Below are 19,814 nucleotides of genomic sequence, written 5' to 3' on the forward strand. Positions count from 1 at the left end.
CGGACACTAGTCACGCCCGGGAGATCCCCGAAAGGGCGGTCGGGAGGGGGTGGCCAACGGCCGTTGGGACAGGGTGTGAACACAATTCGGGAAGGTCTGCGTCGGGAGTGAAACACCGCGTGCATTGGCTTGCTGTACACCCGGTCCGGTGCCATGCTCCCGCGGTATGTCGGACCCGTGGTACCGCAGCTTCTTCGACGCCACCTACACCGAGCTGTGGGATGCGGCCGGCGCCTTCGCGGGCACCGGGGAGGAGATGGCCGGGCTGCGCTCGGTGCTGCCCGCTGACACGGGGTTGCGCATCCTCGACGTCCCGTGCGGGTTCGGTCGCCACGCCGGACCGCTGCACCACGACGGCCACCTCGTGACGGGGGTCGACATCTCCGCCGACCAGCTGGCGATGGCCGAGGAAGGAAACCCCGGCCCGGCCTACCAGCAGGGCGACATGCGAACCCCGCCGCCCGGCCCGTACGACGTGGTGCTGAACCTCTACAGCGCCTTCGGGTACTTCGACGACGACGCCGAGGACCAGCGGGCCATGCACGCGTGGCATCAGGTGCTGGTGCCCGGTGGCCTCCTGGTGATGACCGGCAACCACCGTGACCGGGTCGCGAGGATGCACCAGCCCGGTCAGCGGTTCCCGATGGGTGACACCGGTGCCAGCGAGGAACCCTCGATCGACTGGGTGGCGGGGGTCAACCATTCCACGCTGCACATGCCCGACGGCTCGACGAGGCGCTTCGACGTCCGCCTCTACACGCCGACCGAGCTCGTCGCGATGGCCCGGACCGCCGGGTTCGCCGAGGTGGAGGTGTTCGGCGACTGGGACCGCCGGCCGGTCACCCCCGAGACCCGCATGGTGCTGGTGGCCCGGCGCTGATCAGCCAGCCGACAAGGTGCCGTCGAACAGGTTGGTGACCTCGACCGGACGCCAGGTCGGTACCGGCCATGGGTGATCGGCCAGCGCGACGTCACACCCCCTCCGTACGGTGCGCACATGGCCTTCGACCTGCACAGCCACACCACCTACTCCGATGGGCATGCCGGCCCGTTCGACCTCGCCCGCATGGCGTGGGCCAGCGGGCTCGAGGGGCTGGCCGTCTCCGACCACGACACGACTGCCCACTTCGAGGAGGCTGCCGAGGCGTGTGCCACCTTCGGGCTGTCCTGGGTGCCGGCGGTGGAGCTGTCCGCCGAGGTCGCGGCGTTGCCGGGTGCCGGGGGCAGCCCGCGTTCGGTCCACCTGCTGGCCTACTTCGTCGACGCCGAAGGCCCCCTGTCCCGCGAGCTCGAACGCCTGCAGGCGGCACGACGCGATCGGGCCCTGGCGATGGTGGCGGCGCTCAACGCCCACGGTGCCGACATCGACCCCTCGCCCCTGCTGGAGATGGGGGACTCGGTGTCCTTGGGTCGGCCACACGTGGCCCGCCTGATGGTGCGGGCCGGCCTGGTGCCCACCACCGGCCAGGCCTTCGTGCAGTGGCTCGGCGAGGGGTGTCCCGCGTACGTCCCGAAGGGTGCGCTCGATCCCGTTCGGTGCGTCGAGCTGGTTCGTGCCTCGGGGGGTGCGGCGGTACTGGCCCATCCGACGTGGGGCGGGGTCGATCGTGGGCTGCTCGATGCCATGTGCACGGCCGGACTGGCCGGCATAGAGTCACCTCGCGATCAGTACGAGCCGGACGCAGCCCGCGCCTGGCGTCGGATCGCCGCCCAACGTGGTTTGGTCGTGACACACGGCAGCGACTTCCACGGTGAGGCACAATCAGCCAGCATGGGATCCATCAGTACTCCCGTCCCCATGGTCGAGGCGCTCCGAACGCGGGCCGAAGGAGAGGTCAGAACGTGGTAGGACCAGCGAAACGGCTACAGCCGCTGCCCATGTTCGTCGTGACGAGCGACGGGCCACTGAAGGGTCGTGTCCTCGTGATCGAGGCCGACGAACAGATCCTCGGACGTCGGTCGACGTCGGACCTCGTCATCGACGACCCGCACGTCTCCCGTGCCCACGCCACCGTTCGCAAGACCGCTGGCGCGGTGCTCATCGAGGACCTCAAGTCCACGGGTGGGACCTGGGTCAACGACGAGCAGGTGTCGGGCTCGGCGGCGCTCAAGCACGGTGATGTCGTCAAGTTCGGCAACATCGAGACGCGCTTCGAGGACCGCGGCGCCAACATGCAGGGCGATGACGACACCGAGGTGCTCGAGATCGAGCCCTCCGAGGCCAAGCCGATCCTGTCCCCGCGCCAGGGCGAGGTGCTGGAGTTCCTCAAGGAGGGACTGACCAACCCCGAGATCGCGGAGAAGCTCGGGGTGACCGAACGCACCGTCAAGGCCCACTGCCAGGAGGTCTTCGACCGCCTCGGTGCCCGGAACCGCACCGCCGCCGTGGCTGCCGCCATGCGCATGGGGCTGTTCGAGGACTGAGGTGTTCCCGGTCGGGCGTCGTCCGGACGCCCGAGGCCGGAGGGTTGCAGCCGTGACGTCGCCGGTACAGTGTGCTGCGCCGGTCGGTAGTGGTGTTCACCCTCCACAAACCCGCTCGGAGACTTTCGTCTAATGATGTGGCTTGCACCATCGGTCTCGTCGAAGGGTCCTCGCGACCTCGGTAGATGACATCGATGGGTGGGCCCGTACCAGCCTCTCGGCTCGCGCCGAGCTGGCCGGAGTGGGAAACCGCTCTGAGACGTTGCGTTACGGAGGGTGGACACCGGTACCGACCGGTCCTGTGTCCGACGTCCGTGGCGCCGACTGCGGGACGTCAGAGGTCGGCGGCGTGTCCCCTGACACGGATGCCGCCCGATGGGGGGATGTCGACCACGAGGGTGCTGGGCCGCCCCATGTCCTCGCCCTGCCGGATGGTCACGGTGGCGGGAGGGTCGACTCGTCCGTGTGCCCGCAGGTACCCGCCGAGCGCTGCGGCGGCGGCGCCGGTGGCAGGGTCCTCCACCACCCCGCCGACGGGGAAAGGATCCCGTGCGTCGAAGCCGTCGTCGGTGGGGACGACCACCTGGATCGTGGTCCATCCCTCGACGGTCATCAGCCGCTGGAGGGCCTCGAAGTCGTAGGTCATGCCGGCCAGCACGGCGCGGTCGGCCAGGACCAGGACCGGATGCCACACGCCGGCGAAGGCCACCGCGGGCGTCCAGGACGTGGCCAGGACGTCGTTGGACCAGCCGAAGGTTGCCAGCAGTGCGTCCAGCCGTGGGCCGTCCAGCGCTGCGGTGCGCGGATCGACTGACTCCAGCGTCGCGGTGGGGCCGTCGTCGTCGGAGGACGTCTCGACGACCACGGGACCGACGTTGGTGTCCAGCACGTAGGTGCCCTCGCCGTGCGTCCGCGCCAACGCCACCCCCGAGGCGATGGTCGCATGGTCACAGAAGTCGACCTCGGCGAGCGGCGACCAGTACCGGGTGACCCAACGGTCGGTCCGGCCCGTGGACGCAGGCGCGAGGAAGGCCGTCTCGGAGTAGCCCACGTCAGCGGCGATCGCCAGCATGGTCGCGGCGTCGGGAAGCGCGTCGGCGATGTGCACGCCGGCAGGGTTGCCGCCCGCGGGGTCGGAGGTGAAGGCGGCCAGCCGTTGCAGGGAGTCCATGCGGTGATGCTGCACCCCCGGAGCGAACCCGTCGAGTGCGGAGTTCGTGCGCGGTCCACGCCCGGTCAGGGGGCGGCGCTCAGGGCAGGCTGACGAACTCCTGGTGGTGGCGCACCGCAGCTGGCAGGCCACCCACGGTCAGCAGGTGGCGCACGTCGATGGCGTCGTGCAGCAGCGGGGCGAGCCGTCCGGTGACCGGGTCGGCAAGGGGGAGTGGACCGACCTGCGCGACCGCCTGGCCGTCCCCGAGCGGAAGGACCCAGCCGATGTGCCGCAACCGCCCCGCCCTCGGACGGAGGCCATCGGCGATGCGAGCGGCGTTGGCCCCAGCCAGCCGTCCCGCCCGCACCGCCACCTGGGCGGTCTGGGGCAGGAGGCGGCCGCCCGGGCCCCGGTGGGCCGCGATGTCGCCCGCAGCCAGGACCCGGCGGTGACCGCTCACCCGAGCGCAACGATCGACGACGATCCGCCCGTCGGTGGTGGGGGCGTCGGGCAGCAGGACGTTGCCGTTGCTGGCGTAGCCGCCGGTCCACACCACGAGGCCGGGCACGGTGGTCCCGTCGTCGAGGTCGGCACCCTCGGGGCCGACACGGTCCAGCGACACGCCCGTCCGGATCGCCACCCGTCGGTCCACGAGGACGTGATGGGCCCGGTCGGCCATGTTGTCGGGCAGGGACGGGAGGATGCGGTCGGCCATCTCCAACAGGTGGACCTGCACGTGGGGGTGTGCGGCGGCGACCTCTCCGGCCAGCTGGGTGCCGGTGGATCCTGCGCCGACGACCACGAGGGACTCCGCTGTCGGGACGAGCGCTCGAAGGCGTCGGGCGTCGTCGGGGGTGCGGAGGGTCCACGCATGGTCGGCGAGCCCCGGTATGGAGGGAGCCGTCGCCTGCGCGCCGGCGGCGAGGACCAGCGTGTCCCACTCGATGCCGCGGCCGTCGGCGGTGGCCAGCGCCCGGGCGTGGTGGTCGATCCCGGCGACCTCGTCGGTGACCAGCGTGACGCCGGGCAGCAGCTCCGCCAGGGGGGCGTCGGCGTCGGAGACGGGACCCACACCCGCCGCGACGGTGGCCAGGCGAGGCAGGAATCCGTGGTGCCCGTCGGCGTCGACGAGCGTCACCTGTGCGCGGCGCTCCAGGGCGGCACGCGCAGCCATCACGCCCGCATAGCCACCGCCGACCACAACGATGCGAGGGGGTGTGTGCATGCGCCCAGTGTCCCCCAGGACGGCCGGCCCGACGCCGGCCAGCCGGTCAGTCCCTGTCGGCCCCGGCGCCCGGGGGCAACAGCTTGCTGAGGTTCGCCATCGCGGCCTTCGACGGTGAGGCGGCCGCCTGGTTGGCTTCCTGCAGCTCGGCGTACACCTCCTCGCGGTGCACCGCGACCGAGCGCGGGGCCTTGATCCCGATACGGATCTGGTCGCCGCGGACGTCCAACACCGTGATCACAATGTCGTCGCCGATCATGATGCTTTCGTTGGCGCGGCGGGTGAGCACCAGCATTGCAGGCCCTTCCGTGGAGGCAATCGTTCCGGCGAGCCTACTGCCCGTCGCCCACGAGGGTGGGCGAGCGCCACCATCGGCCGGCTGGACTCAGCGCATCGCGATGGCGTCTGCCCGGCCGGCGTGCTGCGGCATGCCACCGGCAGGCGTGCCGTCGAACGTCCCGTTGGGCGCGGCGGCGAGCTCGCGTTCGCGGATCTCCAGCAGCTCCCGCTCGACCTCGGCGGCGTCATCGCGATGCCGGGCGAGGGCGTTGCTCTGGGCGTAGTACTCCATCAGGCGTGTCACCCCGGTCACCCCTGCCCATGCCAGCGCGAAGGCGGCGGCGTAGGCCACGCCGGACTCGAACAGGGTCTCGGGCCGCGCCATCATGTCCCGTAGCGCGGGCATCCCGAACACCACGGAGAGGGCGAGGATCGCGGGGAAGCGCATCGAGCTGTTCATCTGTGCTGTCCGTTCGAGCGGGCCCGGACCTGGGCGGTGAACACGTGCTTGCGGATCATGGTGGCGGCCGACGCGGGGATCGGGCCGAACTCCAGCCCCACCTCGGCGCCGTCGTGGTGCGGCGTGTGGCGCACGACCCGGCAGGGCACGCGATAGCGGGTGGTGCCGACGGTGAGGGTGGTCGTGACGTGGGTGGAGGGCAGCAACGTCTCGTGGCCGATCGATGCGCGGGTACCGCCCTCGCTCAGGTCGATGGTCTCGCCGTGCACGGTGCGCTGGCCGTCGTGGATGGTCAGGTCGACGGTCACCGGTGCGCGGAAGAACCGTCGACGCTGATGGGTGACGGAGGGGCCGTCCGGGGCCAGGTGCAGGAGACCGCTGCTGAGGCCGAGCACGCTGCCGTAGCGTTCGTGGAGCCCGTCGACGTCGGACCAGCGCAGCTTGAGCCGGCCCCCCTGCGGCGGCAGCGGACGGGAGTTGCGGGGCAGCACGGCGGCGAGGACCAGCATCTCCTCGCTGGCTCGCAGCACGCGGGCCTGACCGCGGCTGAGGGTCCACTGGAGTGTCGCCACGTCACCGCGGGCGGGTCGGCGGTCGTCCTCCACCGCATCCTCGACGAGGGTGTCGTCGGTCGGGGTGCTGGTGGGGTGGTCGGCCGTCATCTGCTGGTCCCCTCGAGCAGGACGTGGGCCCAGGAGCCGGCGGTCGCGGGCACGTCGTCGAGGTAGATGACGGGCACCTCGAGGGCCAGGACCTCGTAGGGGGTGGTGGTCTCCTCGAGGTTGCGGAGGGCGAGTCCGTCGACCCCACCGATGCGCTCGGCCCAAGCCGCAACGTCGGCGGTCTTGCGGCCGGCGTCGACCACGCCGATGACCTGGTGGGCCTCGAGCTGGTCGACCATCTCTCGCGTCCAGCGCAGGGACTCGGGGCTGATGCTGGTCGGGGCCTCGACGGCGACGAAGGTCGGGGTCGGTCGGCGACGCCACGAGAGGCGGTCGCGTTCGGCGTCGGTCAGGTCGATGATCCGCCGCTCCTCCGGGATGGCGGAGCCCTTGTAGGAGGCCGACGCCAGGACGACGTCGTCGCTGGATCCCGTGACGGCCTTCGCCATGGCCCGGCAGAGCTTCAGCGCCTGCTGGCGCTGGCCGACGACCACGACGACGACGCCGGTGGTGTCGGGCAGGGACGGGATGGTCGGCAGGCCTCGCAGCGCGGTCATCAGTGTCGAGCGCGGCAGGTTGTCCCGCTCGAGCCACGACAGCAGGCGCGCGGTCCGGTCCAGCGTGTCGCTGGCGGGGTCGGCGGGCTGCACCAGGTCGCTGATCGGGGTGACGGCGGGGCTGGCCTCCGACGTCATGGCGGGCAGTCCGTCGGTGGTGGGCACGATCGCCCGGTCGGTCGTGGGGTCGACCAACGGGTCGGCCATGGGGTCCGTTGCGGCGGTGGTGGGCATGTCGGGGGTTGCTGCGGCCGATGCGGCGTCGCTGGCGGCGAACATCTCCGCGGCGGTGGTGGCACGGGTGCGCGCCTGCGGGCCGACGGGGTTCAGCGGACGGGCCATCGGGTCCAGCAGTGGGGCGGTACCCAGCCGGCGGTCGACGGCGTCGGCGATCTCGGGGCCGGCGTCGGTGGCGATGCGGTGCAGCACCTCGTTGAAGGCACCGCCCTCGGTGGACAGCCGCGGCATCTCCTCCGGCACGAACGGCTCGAACGCGTGTCGGGTTTCGGGCCGCCCGTGGGAATCACCCGACAGGCGAGGGGCCGTCGCGGCGTCAGCAGCCGCCGCGTGTCGGGTTTCGGGCCGCCCGTGGGAATCACCCGACACGCGCGGGGAGGGGGGCGCGGCCTGTGCGGCCTCGGCCGAGGACACCGCGTCGGCCAGGCCGAGCAGGTCGGTGGGCGCAGCGGGGGTCACGGCGGGCCGGGGCAGCTCGGCCGTGGGGTCGGATGCCGTGCCGGACCGGGCGGCGGCGACGTGCGCGGCGGCCCGGTCGAAGGCGGCCTCGTCGATTCCCGGGGGCAGGCCGGTCGAGGGTGCGGCCGCACGTGGGCGGGCGACGACCTCGAACCGTTCCTTGGCGAAGAAGCCACCGATGCCGCCGGAGCGGATCTTGTTGGCCTCCACGATCTCGGCGTCGGCGCCGAGCTCGGAACGGACGCGACCGAGGAGCTCCTCGACGGAGTCCCCCTCGAATCGCTGCGTGTCAGTGCGGTTCTCTTCAGACCGTTGCTGGGTTGCCAACGTTCACCACCCCTACGGTTTCGACCACGAGCTGTGGTCCGATCTCGGCATAGGACAGGACAGGAAGACGGGGGATCACCTGGGAGACCAGTCGGCGCAGCCCGGGGCGGGCCTGCGGTGAGCAGACGACGACAGCGCTGTCGCCGCGCTGCTCGGCCTGCTCGGCCATGCGGGCGATCTCCATCGCGAGCTGCTCGGAGACCGAGGGGTCCAGCGCCAGGAAGGTGCCGGCGCTGCCCGGTCGGATGGCCTCGAGGATGCGGTGCTCGGTCATCGGGTCAAGCACGATCACCGGCAGGCGGTTGTCCAGGGCGAGGGCGCCGGAGATGGCCGGCCCCAGCATCGACCGGACCGACTCCACCAGTGGTTCGGTCTCCTTGGTGGCCTGCCCCTTCTCGCTGAGCACCTCGAAGATGCGGACCAGGTCGGTGATCGGCACCTGCTCGTCCAGCAGCTCGGCCAGGACGGTCTGGACGTCGCCGAGGGTCAGCTGGCTTGCGTCCAGCTCCTCGCCGACGGTGGGGGCCTGGGCCTTGACCAGCTCCGACAGCGTCTTGGTGTCGGAGCGGCTGAGCAGGCGGGAGGCGTTGGTCCGCACGACCTCGGCGAGGTGGGTGGTGATGACCGACGAGCGGTCGACGACGGTGGCGCCGAGCACCTCGGCCTGCTGGCGGTACTCCATGGGCACCCAGCGGGCCGGGAGGCCGAAGACCGGTTCGGTGGTCGGCTGGCCCGGCAGGGCGGCGATCCCGTTGGCCGGCTGCACGGCACCGCCGGCGGACAGCGCGGGCTGGTCGTCGCCGATGACGAGGACGTGGCCGACGGGAGCCTGGCCACGGCCGAGCTCCACGCCGTGCAGGCGGATGGAGTACGTCGACGGGGGCAGCTCGATGTTGTCGCGGGTGCGGACCAGCGGGATGATGATCCCCAGGTCCTGGGCGACCTTGCGGCGCAGCGCCTTGACCCGGTCCAGCAGGTCGCCGCCACGGTTGGCGTCGACGAGGTCCATCAGGTCGTAGGAGATCTCCAGCTGCAGGCTCTCGACCTGCACCTCCTGCAGGATCGCCTCGGGTGAGTCCGGGTTGGGCATGTGCTCCCGCGCCTCGGCCTCCTTGCGCTCGCGCTCGGCCTCCTCGGCCCGGCGGACGGCCTCCTCGGGGTCCGGCAGCCGGTAAGCCGCGAACAGCAGAGCCCCACCGACGGCCAGGAACGGGACCATCGGCAGGCCGGGCAGCAGCGACATCAGCGCCACCGCCGCACCACCGAGCCGCATGGAGTTGCGCTGGCGGCTGAACTGGACGACGACGTCGGAGCCCATGTCGCCAGCGGTTGCGGCGCGGGTCACGATGATGCCCGAGGCGATGGAGATGAGGAGGGCGGGGAGCTGGCTGACCAGCCCGTCGCCGACGGTCAGCAGCGAGAACGTGCTGACGGCCTCCGCGACGTCCATGCCCTGCTGGAGCACGCCGATGACCAGCCCGCCCAGCAGGTTGATGACGGTGATGATGACCGATGCCATCGCGTCGCCCTTGACGAACTTCGACGCACCGTCCATCGCCCCGTAGAAGTCCGCCTCGGCGGCGACGTCCTCACGACGCTTGCGTGCGCCGGCTTCGTCGATCAGCCCGGCGTTGAGGTCGGCGTCGATCGCCATCTGCTTGCCGGGCATGGCGTCCAGGGTGAACCGGGCACCGACCTCGGCGACGCGTCCCGCACCGTTGGTGATGACCAGGAACTGCACGATGACGAGGATCAGGAAGACGATCAGCCCCACCACGAGGGACCCGCCGATGACGAAGCTGCCGAACGCCTCGATCACCTTGCCGGCATAGCCGTTCAGCATGATCAGCCGGGTCGTGGAGATGTTCAGCGCCAGGCGGAACAACGTCAGGATCAGCAGGAGGGAGGGGAAGACGGCGAAGTCCAGCGGACGGCTGACCTGCATCGAGGCGAGGATCACGAGGACGGCACCGGCGATGTTGACCGCCAGCAGCAGGTCCAGCAGCGCGGTCGGCAACGGCACGACCATCATGACCACGATCATGATGACCGCGGCCGGCACGACGATCGGAGCCCAGGCGCGCTTGCCCAACGTGTTGTCCTCGCGAAAGGTCAACCGTCCATGGTGTGGATGTCTTCTCGGCCGCCGATCCCTGGTGGCCGTCATCCTCCGATCGGCGGGTGTTCCCTCACCTTGAGTCATCCGGGGATGTCGCCGGGGTGATCTTCCGCTCGCGGCCGTCGGTTCGCCCCCTCGGTCCGTTGGGGAGGGGAGCCAGGTCGACGCCGCGCCGCGGCGATGCGAGCATGGCGGCTCCTCTGACCCCCGGTGGAGGCGCGGGAGCACGCCGCCGCAGGCACTCCCCGATGGTCCAGGCCCTGAGGTCCACGCCCCGAAGGACAACGATGGCACCCGAGCAGCCCAGCGAAGACGTCGACCTCGCCGAGGCGATCAGCCAGAACCGCCAGGCCACGAAGATCCTCATCGAGATCTCCGAACAGCTGCTGGACGAGCTGGAGGCGATCGGCGAACGCGTCAACCGTGCCGCGCAGTCCAGCGTGTCGGCGCTCGAGGGCGCGCCCGATCGGACGGCCGAGCGGATCCGGGTCGACCTCGAGTCCTCCCAGCAGGCCTACGCCGAGGCGCTGGACCGCAGCTCCGCAGCCACGACGGCGGAGGTCCGCCAGCTGCTGGGTGCCCAGGTCGAGCGCTTGCAGGACATGGTGGCCGAGGCAGCCCGCGGCGTCGACACGGCCGCCGCGGCGCTGAGCAGCCGCCTCGACAGCATCACGAGCGACGACCTCGGTCGCCTCCGTTCCCTGGTGGAGGGCACGGGGGAACGCCTCACGACCGCCGGCGAGGGGTTCGTCGAACGGCTCCAGTCCTCGGCCGCCGAACACCGCGAGGCGGTGGCCGCCTCCACCGCCGAGGCCAACCGAGCTGTCGGCCAAGCGGCCGAGCGGGCTGCCACGGTCATGGCCGACGCCGGTGAGCAGACCAGCCGCGGCGCGTGGGCGGCCGCCGAGGCCGTGCAGGACGTCACCCAACGCATGGTCGCTGCGGTCACGTCCATGGAGGACACCGCCGGACGGGTCGAAGCCCACACCAGCGGTGCCGTGGACGCCGCAGGGGACCTGACGGACCGTGCAGGGGCGGCGATGGCCGAGGCCACCGACCGCTCGGCCGCCCGCATCTCCGCGGCCACCGAGGACTCGCGCGCCGGGTTTGCCGCAGCGGCCTCGCAGGCGAGCCAGGCCATCGCCGCGTCCATTCGCGAGGCACAGCAGGGGTTCGTCGACGCGGCGGAGGCAAGCGGACAAGCGGTGGCCGACCGGGCCGCCGAGGCGGTCTCGAGCGCCGGTGACCGCTTGGCCGCCGACGTGGCGGGTGTCATCGACGGGCTGGGTGCTCGCGCGGATGCGGTGGGTGGCCGTATCGACTCGCTGGGCCAGGACGTGGCGGGCGTGGGCCACCGGGTGGATGCGCTCGCGCCCCGCCTGGAGGGTGTGGACACGCGCATCCTCGACCTGACCGAACACGTCGACGGGGTCGGCGAGCAGGTGCAGGAGGTCCACCGCGGGGTGGCGGGGATCGGCGACCGGATCGACGGCGTCGATGACCGTGTCGGCGAGGTCGGCGACCGTGTCGACGGTGTTGGGCACCGAATCGACGGCGTTGGTGAGCGTGTCGACGGCGTTGGCCATCGAATCGACGGGGTCGGACAACGCATCGACGGCCTGCTGCCGCACGTCGACGGCGTCGGCGAACGTATCGACGGCGTCGGCGGACGGATCGACGAGGTGGGTGCCCGGGTCGAGGGGTTGCGTCCTGACCTCGATGCCGTCGGTGGCCGGCTCGACGGAGTCACCGAGCGGGTCGACGGGTTGGCGCAGCGGATCGAGTCCGTGGATGTCCGTGTGGTCTCGGCCACCGACACCCTGACCGCCGCGATGGGGCGCACCGTCACCAGCCTCGACACCCGCACATCGGAGGCGGTCGAGCGGATCACCGACGTCGTCGACGGCGTGGTCGACCGGGTCGCGGCAGCGCAGGGCGAGTCCTTGACCCTGTTCGGCCGGGTCGCCGACGAACGCCTGGTCGAGCAGATCCAGCAGATGGAACACGGCCTGACGACGGTGGTGGACGACGCCGCGGAGACCCTTCGTGGACGGCTCGAGTCCACATGGGCGACGGCCGAGGAGCGGCTGTCGTCGACCGGAGAGGCGGCCAGGAAGCAGACCCTCGCCTCGGTCGAGGACGCGACGGCCCGGACGGCACGTGCAGCCGATCAGGCCGCCGACCGGACTGCCGCGGCGGTGGACGCGGCCGCGGACCGGGTGGTCGAGGGGGTCGGCCATCACGTCGACAGCGCGGTCGAACGCCTCGACGAGCACCTGGAGGCCACGGTCGTCCGCGTCGAGGACCGTGTGGGTGCGGCGATCGACCGAGTCGTGACGGGCAGCGACGCCGTCGCCGAACGGATGGCATCCGGTACCGCGACCGCCGTCGAGCGGATCGTCACCGGCAGCGACACCGCAGCCGAGCGCATGATCGAGGTCGCCGATCGGGTCGGTGATCAGCTGTCCACCGCCACCACCAGCGCGGCGGAACGCGTCTCGCAGGCCGGCACGGCCGCCACAGAGGACATCCAGGCCTCCAGCAGCGAGGCCGTCGCCAGCATCGACCGCAGCATCGGCGGTGTCAGGGACGAGCTGTCGGCGTCGGTGGAGGAGACCCGGGTGCGCCTGGTCGGCGTCGTCGACGCGGTCAGGGTGGGTTTGGAGGAGACCCGAGCCGGGGTTCGCGACGCAGCGGTCGAGGCGGCCGCCGCCATCGAGGGGTCCACGACCGCCGCCGGCGAGACGATCGTCGGCAGCGTGGACGCCGCGGAGCAGCGCCTGACGGGGACCGTCGCATCTGCCCGGGACCGGCTCGCCGATGCCGTCGCGGCCGCCGTGGACAGGGTGACCCGGTCCAGCGGGGACGCGACGGCGTCCCTCGAGCTGGCTGTGACCGATGCCGCCCAGCGCACCACGGGCGCTGCCGACCAGCTGCGGTCGCGGGTCGAGGATGCCGAGGCGGCGTTGGCCACCAACCTGGCCGACGCAGGCCGGACGATCAGCGAGGCGGTCGACGCCTCCGGCACGGACCTGACGTCGCGGGTGGCGGCCCTGACCAACCAGCTCGGGGACCGGCTCGACGCCACCACGACCCACCTCGTCGAGCGGTCGGAGGCCGCTGCCGCGACGGTGACGGAACGAAGCGACGCCGCCGCCGAGGTGATCGGCAGCACCGTGGAGCAGGTACGGACCGCGGTGGCCGAGTCGACCCGAGCCGCCACCCAGTCCGCCGAGGACGCGGCGTCACGGCTGACCACGGTCGCCGACGACGCCTCCGGCCGGATCGCGCAGGCCGCCGAGGCCGCGTCGACACGGATCGCCCAGGACGAACAGCGTCACCTCGACACGCTCCACACGGGCCTGGAAGCGGCTGCCCTGACGGTGGGGGACCGGACCGACCGGGCCGCGCAGGCCGCCACCTCGGCCATCGAGGCAGCGGCCGCCGACGCCGCGACGTCCGTCATCGAACGCACCCGGGGCCTCACCGACCAGATCGCCGCCGCCGTCGCCCGCGAGTCCGAGCGCCTGGCAACGGCCGTGGCCTCGGCCGACACCGCCCTCGACGGTCGGTTCGCCGACCTCGACGAGGGCAGCCGTGCCGCGGCGGAGCGCATCGAGCGCAGCAGCCACGAGGCCGGCACCCGCATCGTGGACCGTGTCACGGTTGCCGAGGCCAGCGTCGTCGACGCCGGCAGCCGGGCGGCCGACCGCATCGAGGAGGCGCTGGAACGCACCTCGAGCCGCGTCGAGGACATCCACACACGAAGCGAGGGGGCGCTCGAGCGCACCCGAGTGGGGCTGGACGATGTCGTCGAGGCCCAGGCCACACGGCTGCGATCCACGCTGGACGACATCGGGGTCAGCACCACCGAACGGATGGAGGGCGCTGCGGCACGGGTCGCAGACCAGCTGAACGCCACCGCCGAGGGGCAGACGACCCGCATGGTCGAGGCTGCCGACCGGGCCGCGTCGTCGGTGCTGGACAGTGCGCGGCAGGCGGCCGACGAGCTGCGAACGGAGGTCGGTCGGGCAGGGGGCCAGGTGGCAGGCGCCGGCCAGGAGGCAAGCGCTGAGGTCCGTCGCGCCGTCACCGAGCTGACGACCGCCATGGTCGACCACGCCGAACGCAACCGCACACAGCTCGACGAGGTGTCCGGTCGCCTGGACGGTCAGGTCACCACCCTGACCGAGGCAAGCACGCTCGCCGGTGACCGGGTGGCCCGCTCCATCGACGACCTCCGCACGGCCACGGGCCGGATCGAGGCGGCCACGGCGGCCGTCGACGGGGCGGTCAGCGTCGCGACGCAACGCATCGAGCAAGCGGGCGCGACCGCGGTCCGCGCTGCCGCGGAGGACATCCGGGAGGCCGGATCGAGCGCCGCCACGCAGCTGGCCGACGTCGGCGACCGCCTGGACACGGCGGTCACGCGAGCCGCCGAGCGGTTGCAGGCGGCATCGGGGGCCCAGGCCGAGGAGCAGATGGCGTTGGCCGCCCAGCTCCGGACCGAGGTCCAGGAGACCGTCGGCGCGCAGGTACGCCAGCTTGCCGACGCCGGTACACGGCTCGACGGGGCGGTCGGCGATGCCGAGGCCAGGCTGCTGGCCACGGCGACCTCACAGGCAGACGCACAGGTTGCCGCCACCGACCGCTTGCGAACCGAGGTCGAGCACACCGTCACCACCCAGCTGAACCGTCTCGTCGAGTCGGGAGACACGGCGAGCAGCCGGATGCAGGAGCGGGTGGACGATGCGGCGGCGTCGGTCGCCGTCGCCGTCGACGGCCTGCCGTCGCGCATCGAGGTCCTCGTGGACCGGTTGGCATCCGCCACGGACCGGGCCGGCGAGGTCATCGGCGAACGGGCGGATCGGCACCGCGAGGAGGTCCTGTCGTCCACGGCGGGCCTCCAGCGTGAGCTCGACCAGCGGCTCGGCGAGACCGAGCGACGGTTGGCTGAGGCGTCGGAGGCCCAGCACCTGCGGCTGGCCGACGGCGTGGACCTGACGATGACCCGCGTCGAGGCGGTCGCCGGCGAGACCAACACCCGCCTTCGCGGCGACATGGAACGGGTCGAGCGGCTGATCGAGGAGTCCCTGCGCCGCGCCGACCGCATCGGCACCACGGGCGCCGACGCGGCAACCCGGCTGGAGGTCCTGACCGAGCGGCTGGAGAGCACCGTGGCGCAGGCAATCCAGGCCGGCACCGCAGCCAGCGACCGGTCGGTGGAGGGCATCGGCAACGCGGTCGACGGCATCGGCGCTGCCGTCGATGCGGCCACCGAGGTCGTTGCCAGCCGGACCGACCGCAGCACCGAGCAGCTCGTGACCACCGTGACGTGGGCGACGCGGGAGCTGGAGCGCGTGGTCAACGAGGGACGGGCGGCGCTGGCCACCGACCTCGACAGCGCCAGGGACGAGATCGGTCGAGCGGTCGCGATCCTCGAGCAGGCTGCCGTCCGCGGTGGCTACCGTCCGCCGTCGGCGCCGCCGCCGCGGTGAGCCAACGGCAGCAGGTGCGTGCTCCGGTGGAGGGCGTCCTCGACGCCGGGACCCTCGGCGACGGGCGGTTCGCCGAGGTCAGGGCGGGCCGAGAGACCACACTCGGCCGGGCCGTCGCCGTGTCCCTGCTGCGGCCCGTCGACGACGCCACGCGGGTGCGGCTCGACGAGCAGACCGCGCGGCTGGCGCCGCTGCGTGACCACCCGGGGCTCGTCGGGGTCCGCTCCAGCGGCACGACCGATCGTGGGGTGCCGTTCGTGGTCCAGCCGCGGATGGCCGGCAGCCTCGAGCCGGGTTCGCAGCCCGTGGCAACGGTGCTCGACGCCGTACAGGTCGGCCGCCGCATCGGCGCGGGCCTGCAGGCGATGCACGACGCAGGGGTGCACCACCTCGACGTCCGACCGGCGAACGTGCTGGTGGACCGGTGGGGCGGGGCCCGGCTGGCCGATGCCGGCATCGCCGACCTGTGGTGCCGGGCGCTCGGCATCAGCAGGTCGGCGTCGCAGCCGGGTGTGCTGGCACACCTGGCCCCGGAACTGATCGCCGAAGCCCCCGCCGGGGTCGCCGCCGATGTCTACGGGCTTGCCGCGACGCTGTACACGATCGTGTCGGGCCGACCGCCGTTCTGCCACGGCATCGCCGACCCCCAGACCGTGGTGCAGCGCAAGGTCGACGGTGACCTGGTCGACCTGCGCGATCGGGGGCTGCCGGCGCCGATCTGGGCGGTGCTGGAGCGGGGGTTGGCCGTAGACGCCGCGACCCGGCACCCCTCCGTGGCCGACTTCACGAACGCGCTGCAGCGTGCAGGTGCGTCGGCACGCCTTGCGGGCCGCGGCGGTCCGCTGGCGCCACCCTCGGCCACCGACCCGCCCGTCGCCACACGGCACAACCCGGCGTTGCCGCCCCTCCCACCCCGACCATGGCCACCGGCCGCTCGCGCGGAGGAGGCTCGAGCTGCGGAGGAGGCTCGAGCTGCGGAGGAGGCTCGTGCTGCGGAGGAGGCTCGTGCTGCGGAGACCCGCGCTGCGGAGACCCGTGCCGCGGAGGAGGCTCGTGCTGCGGAGGAGGAGCGCGTTGCGGCGGAGGTCCGGGCAGCCGAGGCGGCGCGGCTCGCGGAGGAGCAGGCGGACGCTCGAGCGCGACAGGCAGCCACGGTGCGGATTCCGACGCCGCCGGCCGAGCCGGCCGAGCCGGCCGAACCGGCCTCGCGGCGTCGTGCCGCAGTCCTCGTCGGACTCGGCCTGCTGGTCGTCCTGCTCGGTGTGCTCGCCCTGCCGTTCGGTGACGACATCGACCGGTCGCTCGTCCGCGCCGCCGTCCCTGCCGTCCCCGAACGAGAGGTGGCCGCGCAGATCCCGACGGAGGACACCGACGCCCAGGCGTCCGCTGTCGACACACCGACCGCGGTGGAGGTCGCCGAACCCGTGGTCGGGCTGCCCATTCCCCTGTCGGGGGCGGGGGAGACACCCGACGGCGTGACCGTCGCCGCTGGGCGCGGGCTGGCGGTGGGCGGCCCGGCGACCGACCTGCGCCTCGGCCGCGGTGAGGGCCTGGCCTGGGGCGAGGACGGTGAGCTGTTCCTGGCCGACCGCGCTGCCCACCGCGTCATTCGGGTCGCCGAGGACGGCACCGTCTCCGTGCTCGCCGGCACCGGACATCCCGGCTACGACGGGGACGGTGGCCCCGCGGTGCTCGCCAGCCTCGATGATCCCTATGGAGTTGCCGTGCACGACGGTGCGGTCCACGTGACCGACCGGGGCAACGGGGTCATCCGTCGGATCGACCCGGACGGCACCATCACCACCGTCGCCGGGGGAGCGGACTCGACCCTGTCGCCCGAGACCCCGCCCCACGGGTTGGCCGTGCAGGCCGACGGGACGCTCTACACCACGCTCCTCGAGGACGGGCTGGTGGTGCGGGTGGACCCCGATGGCACGGAGTCCGTCATCGCCGGCTCCGGCATCCGCGGATCCAGCGGCGACGGCGGCCCGGCCCTGCAGGCGACCCTGGACGCCCCCACCGGTATCGCGGTCGACGGCGACACCCTCGTGGTGGTCGAGCTGGGCCGGCGTGCCAGCGGGGGCGATCCTCCCACGGGCAGGGTGCGCCGGCTCGTCCCCGACGGGGCGTCCTGGCGCATCGAGGGCATCGCAGGCGGCACCGGCCTCAACCGTCCCGAGGGGGTCGCCGTCACACCCGACGGCACCATCCTCGTCACCAGCACCTTCGACAACACCGTGGTCGCCGTGGCCGACGGCGCGCCAACGCTCGTGGCCGGTACCGGCGAGCAGGGCAGCGACGGGGACGGCGGCCCTGCCGCGCTGGCCCGCCTCGACCGACCCAAGGGCCTCGCCGCAGCGCCGGACGGGACGCTGGCCGTCTCGGAGGGCGCAGCACCGGTGGTCCGCGTTGTGGGCGCGGACGGGATGATCACCACGGTCGTCGGCACCGCGGGGGAACCCACCACCACCCCCGCGGACGCCCTCGCCCTGGTCCTGCCGACGTCGGTCGCCGTCGATCCGACCGGGGGTTTCGTCGTGGACGATGCGGCAACCGGCGAGATCGTGGCGATCCGCGACGGCGAGGCCCGCAGCCGGACCGAGGGCGACGCACAGCTCGCCGCGCCCGGCGGGTTGGCCGTCGACGACGTCGGCAACGTCTACGTGGCCGATCCGTTGCGGCATGTGGTCTGGCGGTTGGGTCGCGACGGGGTGATGGAGATCGTGGCGGGCCAACCCGAACGGCGCCCCGCCGACATCTCCCCCGTGGGCATCGGCGACGGGAACCTGGCCGTCGATGCCCTGCTGAGCTTCCCACGTGGGCTGGACTGGCAGGACGGGGTCCTCTACATCGCCGATTCGTTGGCCCACCGAGTGCGGGCGGTCGGGCCGGACGGGCGCATCACCACGGTGGCCGGCTCCGGCAGCGGCGCTGGTGCAGCCGACGGGCCGGTGGACAGCGCAAGCTTCTCGGTGCCCTACGACGTGGCGGCCATTGACGGCGGCCTCGTGATCGCCGATACCGGCAACCACACGATCCGACGCGTGGACCTGGCCGCGGGGGTCGTCTCCACCGTCGCCGGCACGCCGGGGGTCCGTGGCATGGGCGGTGGGGACGGAACGACCGACACGGTGGCGCTGGACCTTCCCCAGGCCGTCGACGTGCTGGCCGACGGACGAATCGTTGCCGCCGACACCGGTAACCGTCGCGTCCTCGTCCTCGACGGGGCGCGGGCTGACACCTTGCTCGGCGGGGTCACGAGCGACCTGCCGCTCCTCCGACCCGTCGACCTGGCCGTCGACCCATCCGGCACGGTCCTCGTCGTCGACCAGGTCGCACGCCGGGTCTGGTCACGCGTGCCCTGAGGAGGGGGAGCCGGTTCGTCGAGGGCTGTCGAGGTCGAAGCCGTCGGCGACGGTGGCCGCGAGCTCAAGGAACGCCCGCCGGGTGGGTTCGGCCAACCGCAACGGATCGGCGATACCACCCTGCGCCAGATGGGTGTCGAACGGCAGGCGGGCGACGGCTCGTGTGCGGGTCGCGAAGTGGGCGGCCACCGGTTCGAGGTCCACGCCGTCGAGCGGCCACGTCGTGTTGAGGACGGTGACGGCCCCGGCCACGAGCTGCCCCGCGCCCTGCTCGTCCAGCCAGTCCAGCGTCTGATCGGCCGCCCGGGCCTCGTCGCTGCCGGGCCCGGACACCAGGACGAGCTGATCAGCCGCGTCGAGGATGCCGGCGGTCACGTTGTCCAGGACCCCCGTCCCCGTGTCGAGGAGGATCAGTCCGTAGCTGCCGTTGAGCTTGGCCAGGATCCGCAGGTACTCAGCGGTGTGGTAGGTCCGTGAGGCGTCGGGGTCAGCCGGGGTCGCCAGGACCTCCAGACCCGATGGGGTGCCGACGGTGAAGCGTCGGATCGAGGTGTAGCCGTGCACGTCGCGCATGGCCTCGAGCAGGTCACCGATGTGCAGTGCGTCCTCCCGGGCGACACGGTGGGCCAGGGTCCCACCGTCGGGGTCGCCGTCGACGGCGACAACCCGGTCCAGTCGCTTCGCGGCGAAGGTGTGGCCCAGCATCAGTGCCACGCTGGTCTTGCCGACGCCACCCTTCCGCGATGCCACGACGATCCGTCGGGAGCGGGACAGGGGCGCCTGGGTCCGGGCGATCAACGCCGCATCCGGATCCTCGTTCCGACGCCGCCAGCGTCGAGCCCGCGGTTGGTGGGTGATGGGCCGAGGACCGTGGACGCGGTCGGCGTCGAAGGGATCCTCCGGGGGCGGGGGCGAGTCCTGGTGTGGGGGCATGTTGGCGATCAGGGATGGTGTCGGGAGGACGATTCGGCACCGACGAGTGCGCTGGGCCGCATGCTACGGTCCACCGGCGCGCGACCCCATCTGCTGGGGTCGACCGAGCCGAGGTG

General features: G+C 72.6%; 13 protein-coding genes. 5 read left to right on the forward strand and 8 right to left on the reverse strand.

Going from position 1 to position 19,814, the window contains the following annotated elements; all coding sequences use genetic code 11:
- The first annotated feature begins 166 nt into the window (after nt 1–166).
- The 3 genes from DVS28_RS05525 to DVS28_RS05535 all read left to right on the forward strand — a co-directional run bounded on the left by DVS28_RS05525 (nt 167) and on the right by DVS28_RS05535 (nt 2,424).
- Nucleotides 167–880, forward strand: a complete 714-nt coding sequence (locus tag DVS28_RS05525; RefSeq protein WP_114590572.1) for a class I SAM-dependent methyltransferase — start codon at nt 167–169, stop codon at nt 878–880.
- Between the two features lie 117 nt (nt 881–997).
- Nucleotides 998–1,849: a PHP domain-containing protein gene (locus DVS28_RS05530; protein ID WP_114590573.1), complete on the forward strand. Its 852-nt coding sequence runs from the start codon at nt 998–1,000 to the stop codon at nt 1,847–1,849.
- 29 nt (nt 1,850–1,878) lie between these two features.
- Nucleotides 1,879–2,424, forward strand: a complete 546-nt coding sequence (locus DVS28_RS05535; RefSeq protein ID WP_114590574.1) for an FHA domain-containing protein — start codon at nt 1,879–1,881, stop codon at nt 2,422–2,424.
- A 334-nt stretch (nt 2,425–2,758) separates the two neighbouring features.
- On the opposite strand, the gene DVS28_RS05540 is transcribed toward DVS28_RS05535, so the two are convergent.
- From DVS28_RS05540 to flhA, 7 genes are all read right to left on the reverse strand, one after another.
- On the reverse strand, nt 2,759–3,595 hold the full coding sequence (locus DVS28_RS05540) for a PhzF family phenazine biosynthesis protein (protein WP_114590575.1): 837 nt from the start codon (nt 3,593–3,595) through the stop codon (nt 2,759–2,761).
- Nucleotides 3,596–3,674: 79 nt separating this feature from the next.
- The gene (locus DVS28_RS05545; protein ID WP_114590576.1) at nt 3,675–4,802 is read right to left on the reverse strand and encodes an NAD(P)/FAD-dependent oxidoreductase; all 1,128 of its coding nucleotides are present in this window, start codon (nt 4,800–4,802) and stop codon (nt 3,675–3,677) included.
- A gap of 46 nt (nt 4,803–4,848) precedes the next feature.
- Complete coding sequence (csrA, locus tag DVS28_RS29900) at nt 4,849–5,097, reverse strand: carbon storage regulator CsrA (RefSeq protein WP_114590577.1); 249 nt, start codon at nt 5,095–5,097, stop codon at nt 4,849–4,851.
- A 90-nt stretch (nt 5,098–5,187) separates the two neighbouring features.
- Entirely contained in the window at nt 5,188–5,541 is a 354-nt protein-coding gene (locus DVS28_RS05555) for a hypothetical protein (RefSeq protein ID WP_114590578.1), read from the reverse strand.
- Complete coding sequence (locus DVS28_RS05560) at nt 5,538–6,203, reverse strand: PilZ domain-containing protein (RefSeq protein WP_114590579.1); 666 nt, start codon at nt 6,201–6,203, stop codon at nt 5,538–5,540. The genes DVS28_RS05555 and DVS28_RS05560 overlap by 4 nt, the downstream gene beginning before the upstream one ends.
- Nucleotides 6,200–7,783: a hypothetical protein gene (locus DVS28_RS05565; RefSeq protein WP_114590580.1), complete on the reverse strand. Its 1,584-nt coding sequence runs from the start codon at nt 7,781–7,783 to the stop codon at nt 6,200–6,202. The genes DVS28_RS05560 and DVS28_RS05565 overlap by 4 nt, the downstream gene beginning before the upstream one ends.
- The gene (gene flhA / locus DVS28_RS05570) at nt 7,761–9,899 is read right to left on the reverse strand and encodes a flagellar biosynthesis protein FlhA (RefSeq protein ID WP_216826414.1); all 2,139 of its coding nucleotides are present in this window, start codon (nt 9,897–9,899) and stop codon (nt 7,761–7,763) included. The genes DVS28_RS05565 and flhA overlap by 23 nt, the downstream gene beginning before the upstream one ends.
- Before the next feature lie 290 nt (nt 9,900–10,189).
- On the opposite strand from flhA, the gene DVS28_RS05575 reads away from it, so the two are divergent.
- Together DVS28_RS05575 and DVS28_RS29905 are read left to right on the forward strand one after the other, a co-directional pair.
- Nucleotides 10,190–15,400, forward strand: coding sequence for an apolipoprotein A-IV repeat region-like domain-containing protein (locus tag DVS28_RS05575; protein ID WP_164709971.1), 5,211 nt, complete (start codon nt 10,190–10,192; stop codon nt 15,398–15,400).
- Nucleotides 15,397–18,765: a serine/threonine-protein kinase gene (locus tag DVS28_RS29905; RefSeq protein ID WP_216826415.1), complete on the forward strand. Its 3,369-nt coding sequence runs from the start codon at nt 15,397–15,399 to the stop codon at nt 18,763–18,765. The genes DVS28_RS05575 and DVS28_RS29905 overlap by 4 nt, the downstream gene beginning before the upstream one ends.
- Here the strand turns inward: DVS28_RS29905 and DVS28_RS05585 are convergent.
- Complete coding sequence (locus DVS28_RS05585; RefSeq protein ID WP_114590584.1) at nt 18,751–19,698, reverse strand: MinD/ParA family ATP-binding protein; 948 nt, start codon at nt 19,696–19,698, stop codon at nt 18,751–18,753. The two genes, DVS28_RS29905 and DVS28_RS05585, sit on opposite strands and share 15 nt — an antisense overlap.
- Nucleotides 19,699–19,814: the final 116 nt, after the last annotated feature.

The sequence above is a fragment of the Euzebya pacifica genome (genome assembly GCF_003344865.1).
Lineage (GTDB): Bacteria > Actinomycetota > Nitriliruptoria > Euzebyales > Euzebyaceae > Euzebya > Euzebya pacifica.

Bases quoted from the DNA above. Each gene is read 5' to 3' on its own strand.
- DVS28_RS05545 (WP_114590576.1), bottom strand. From the start codon at position 4,802: ATGCACACACCCCCTCGCATCGTTGTGGTCGGCGGTGGCTATGCGGGC.
- DVS28_RS05535 (WP_114590574.1), top strand. From the start codon at position 1,879: ATGTTCGTCGTGACGAGCGACGGGCCACTGAAGGGTCGTGTCCTCGTG.
- DVS28_RS05560 (WP_114590579.1), bottom strand. From the start codon at position 6,203: ATGACGGCCGACCACCCCACCAGCACCCCGACCGACGACACCCTCGTC.
- DVS28_RS05530 (WP_114590573.1), top strand. From the start codon at position 998: ATGGCCTTCGACCTGCACAGCCACACCACCTACTCCGATGGGCATGCC.
- DVS28_RS05525 (WP_114590572.1), top strand. From the start codon at position 167: ATGTCGGACCCGTGGTACCGCAGCTTCTTCGACGCCACCTACACCGAG.
- DVS28_RS05540 (WP_114590575.1), bottom strand. From the start codon at position 3,595: ATGGACTCCCTGCAACGGCTGGCCGCCTTCACCTCCGACCCCGCGGGC.
- DVS28_RS05575 (WP_164709971.1), top strand. From the start codon at position 10,190: ATGGCACCCGAGCAGCCCAGCGAAGACGTCGACCTCGCCGAGGCGATC.
- DVS28_RS05585 (WP_114590584.1), bottom strand. From the start codon at position 19,698: ATGCCCCCACACCAGGACTCGCCCCCGCCCCCGGAGGATCCCTTCGAC.
- csrA (WP_114590577.1), bottom strand. From the start codon at position 5,097: ATGCTGGTGCTCACCCGCCGCGCCAACGAAAGCATCATGATCGGCGAC.
- DVS28_RS05555 (WP_114590578.1), bottom strand. From the start codon at position 5,541: ATGAACAGCTCGATGCGCTTCCCCGCGATCCTCGCCCTCTCCGTGGTG.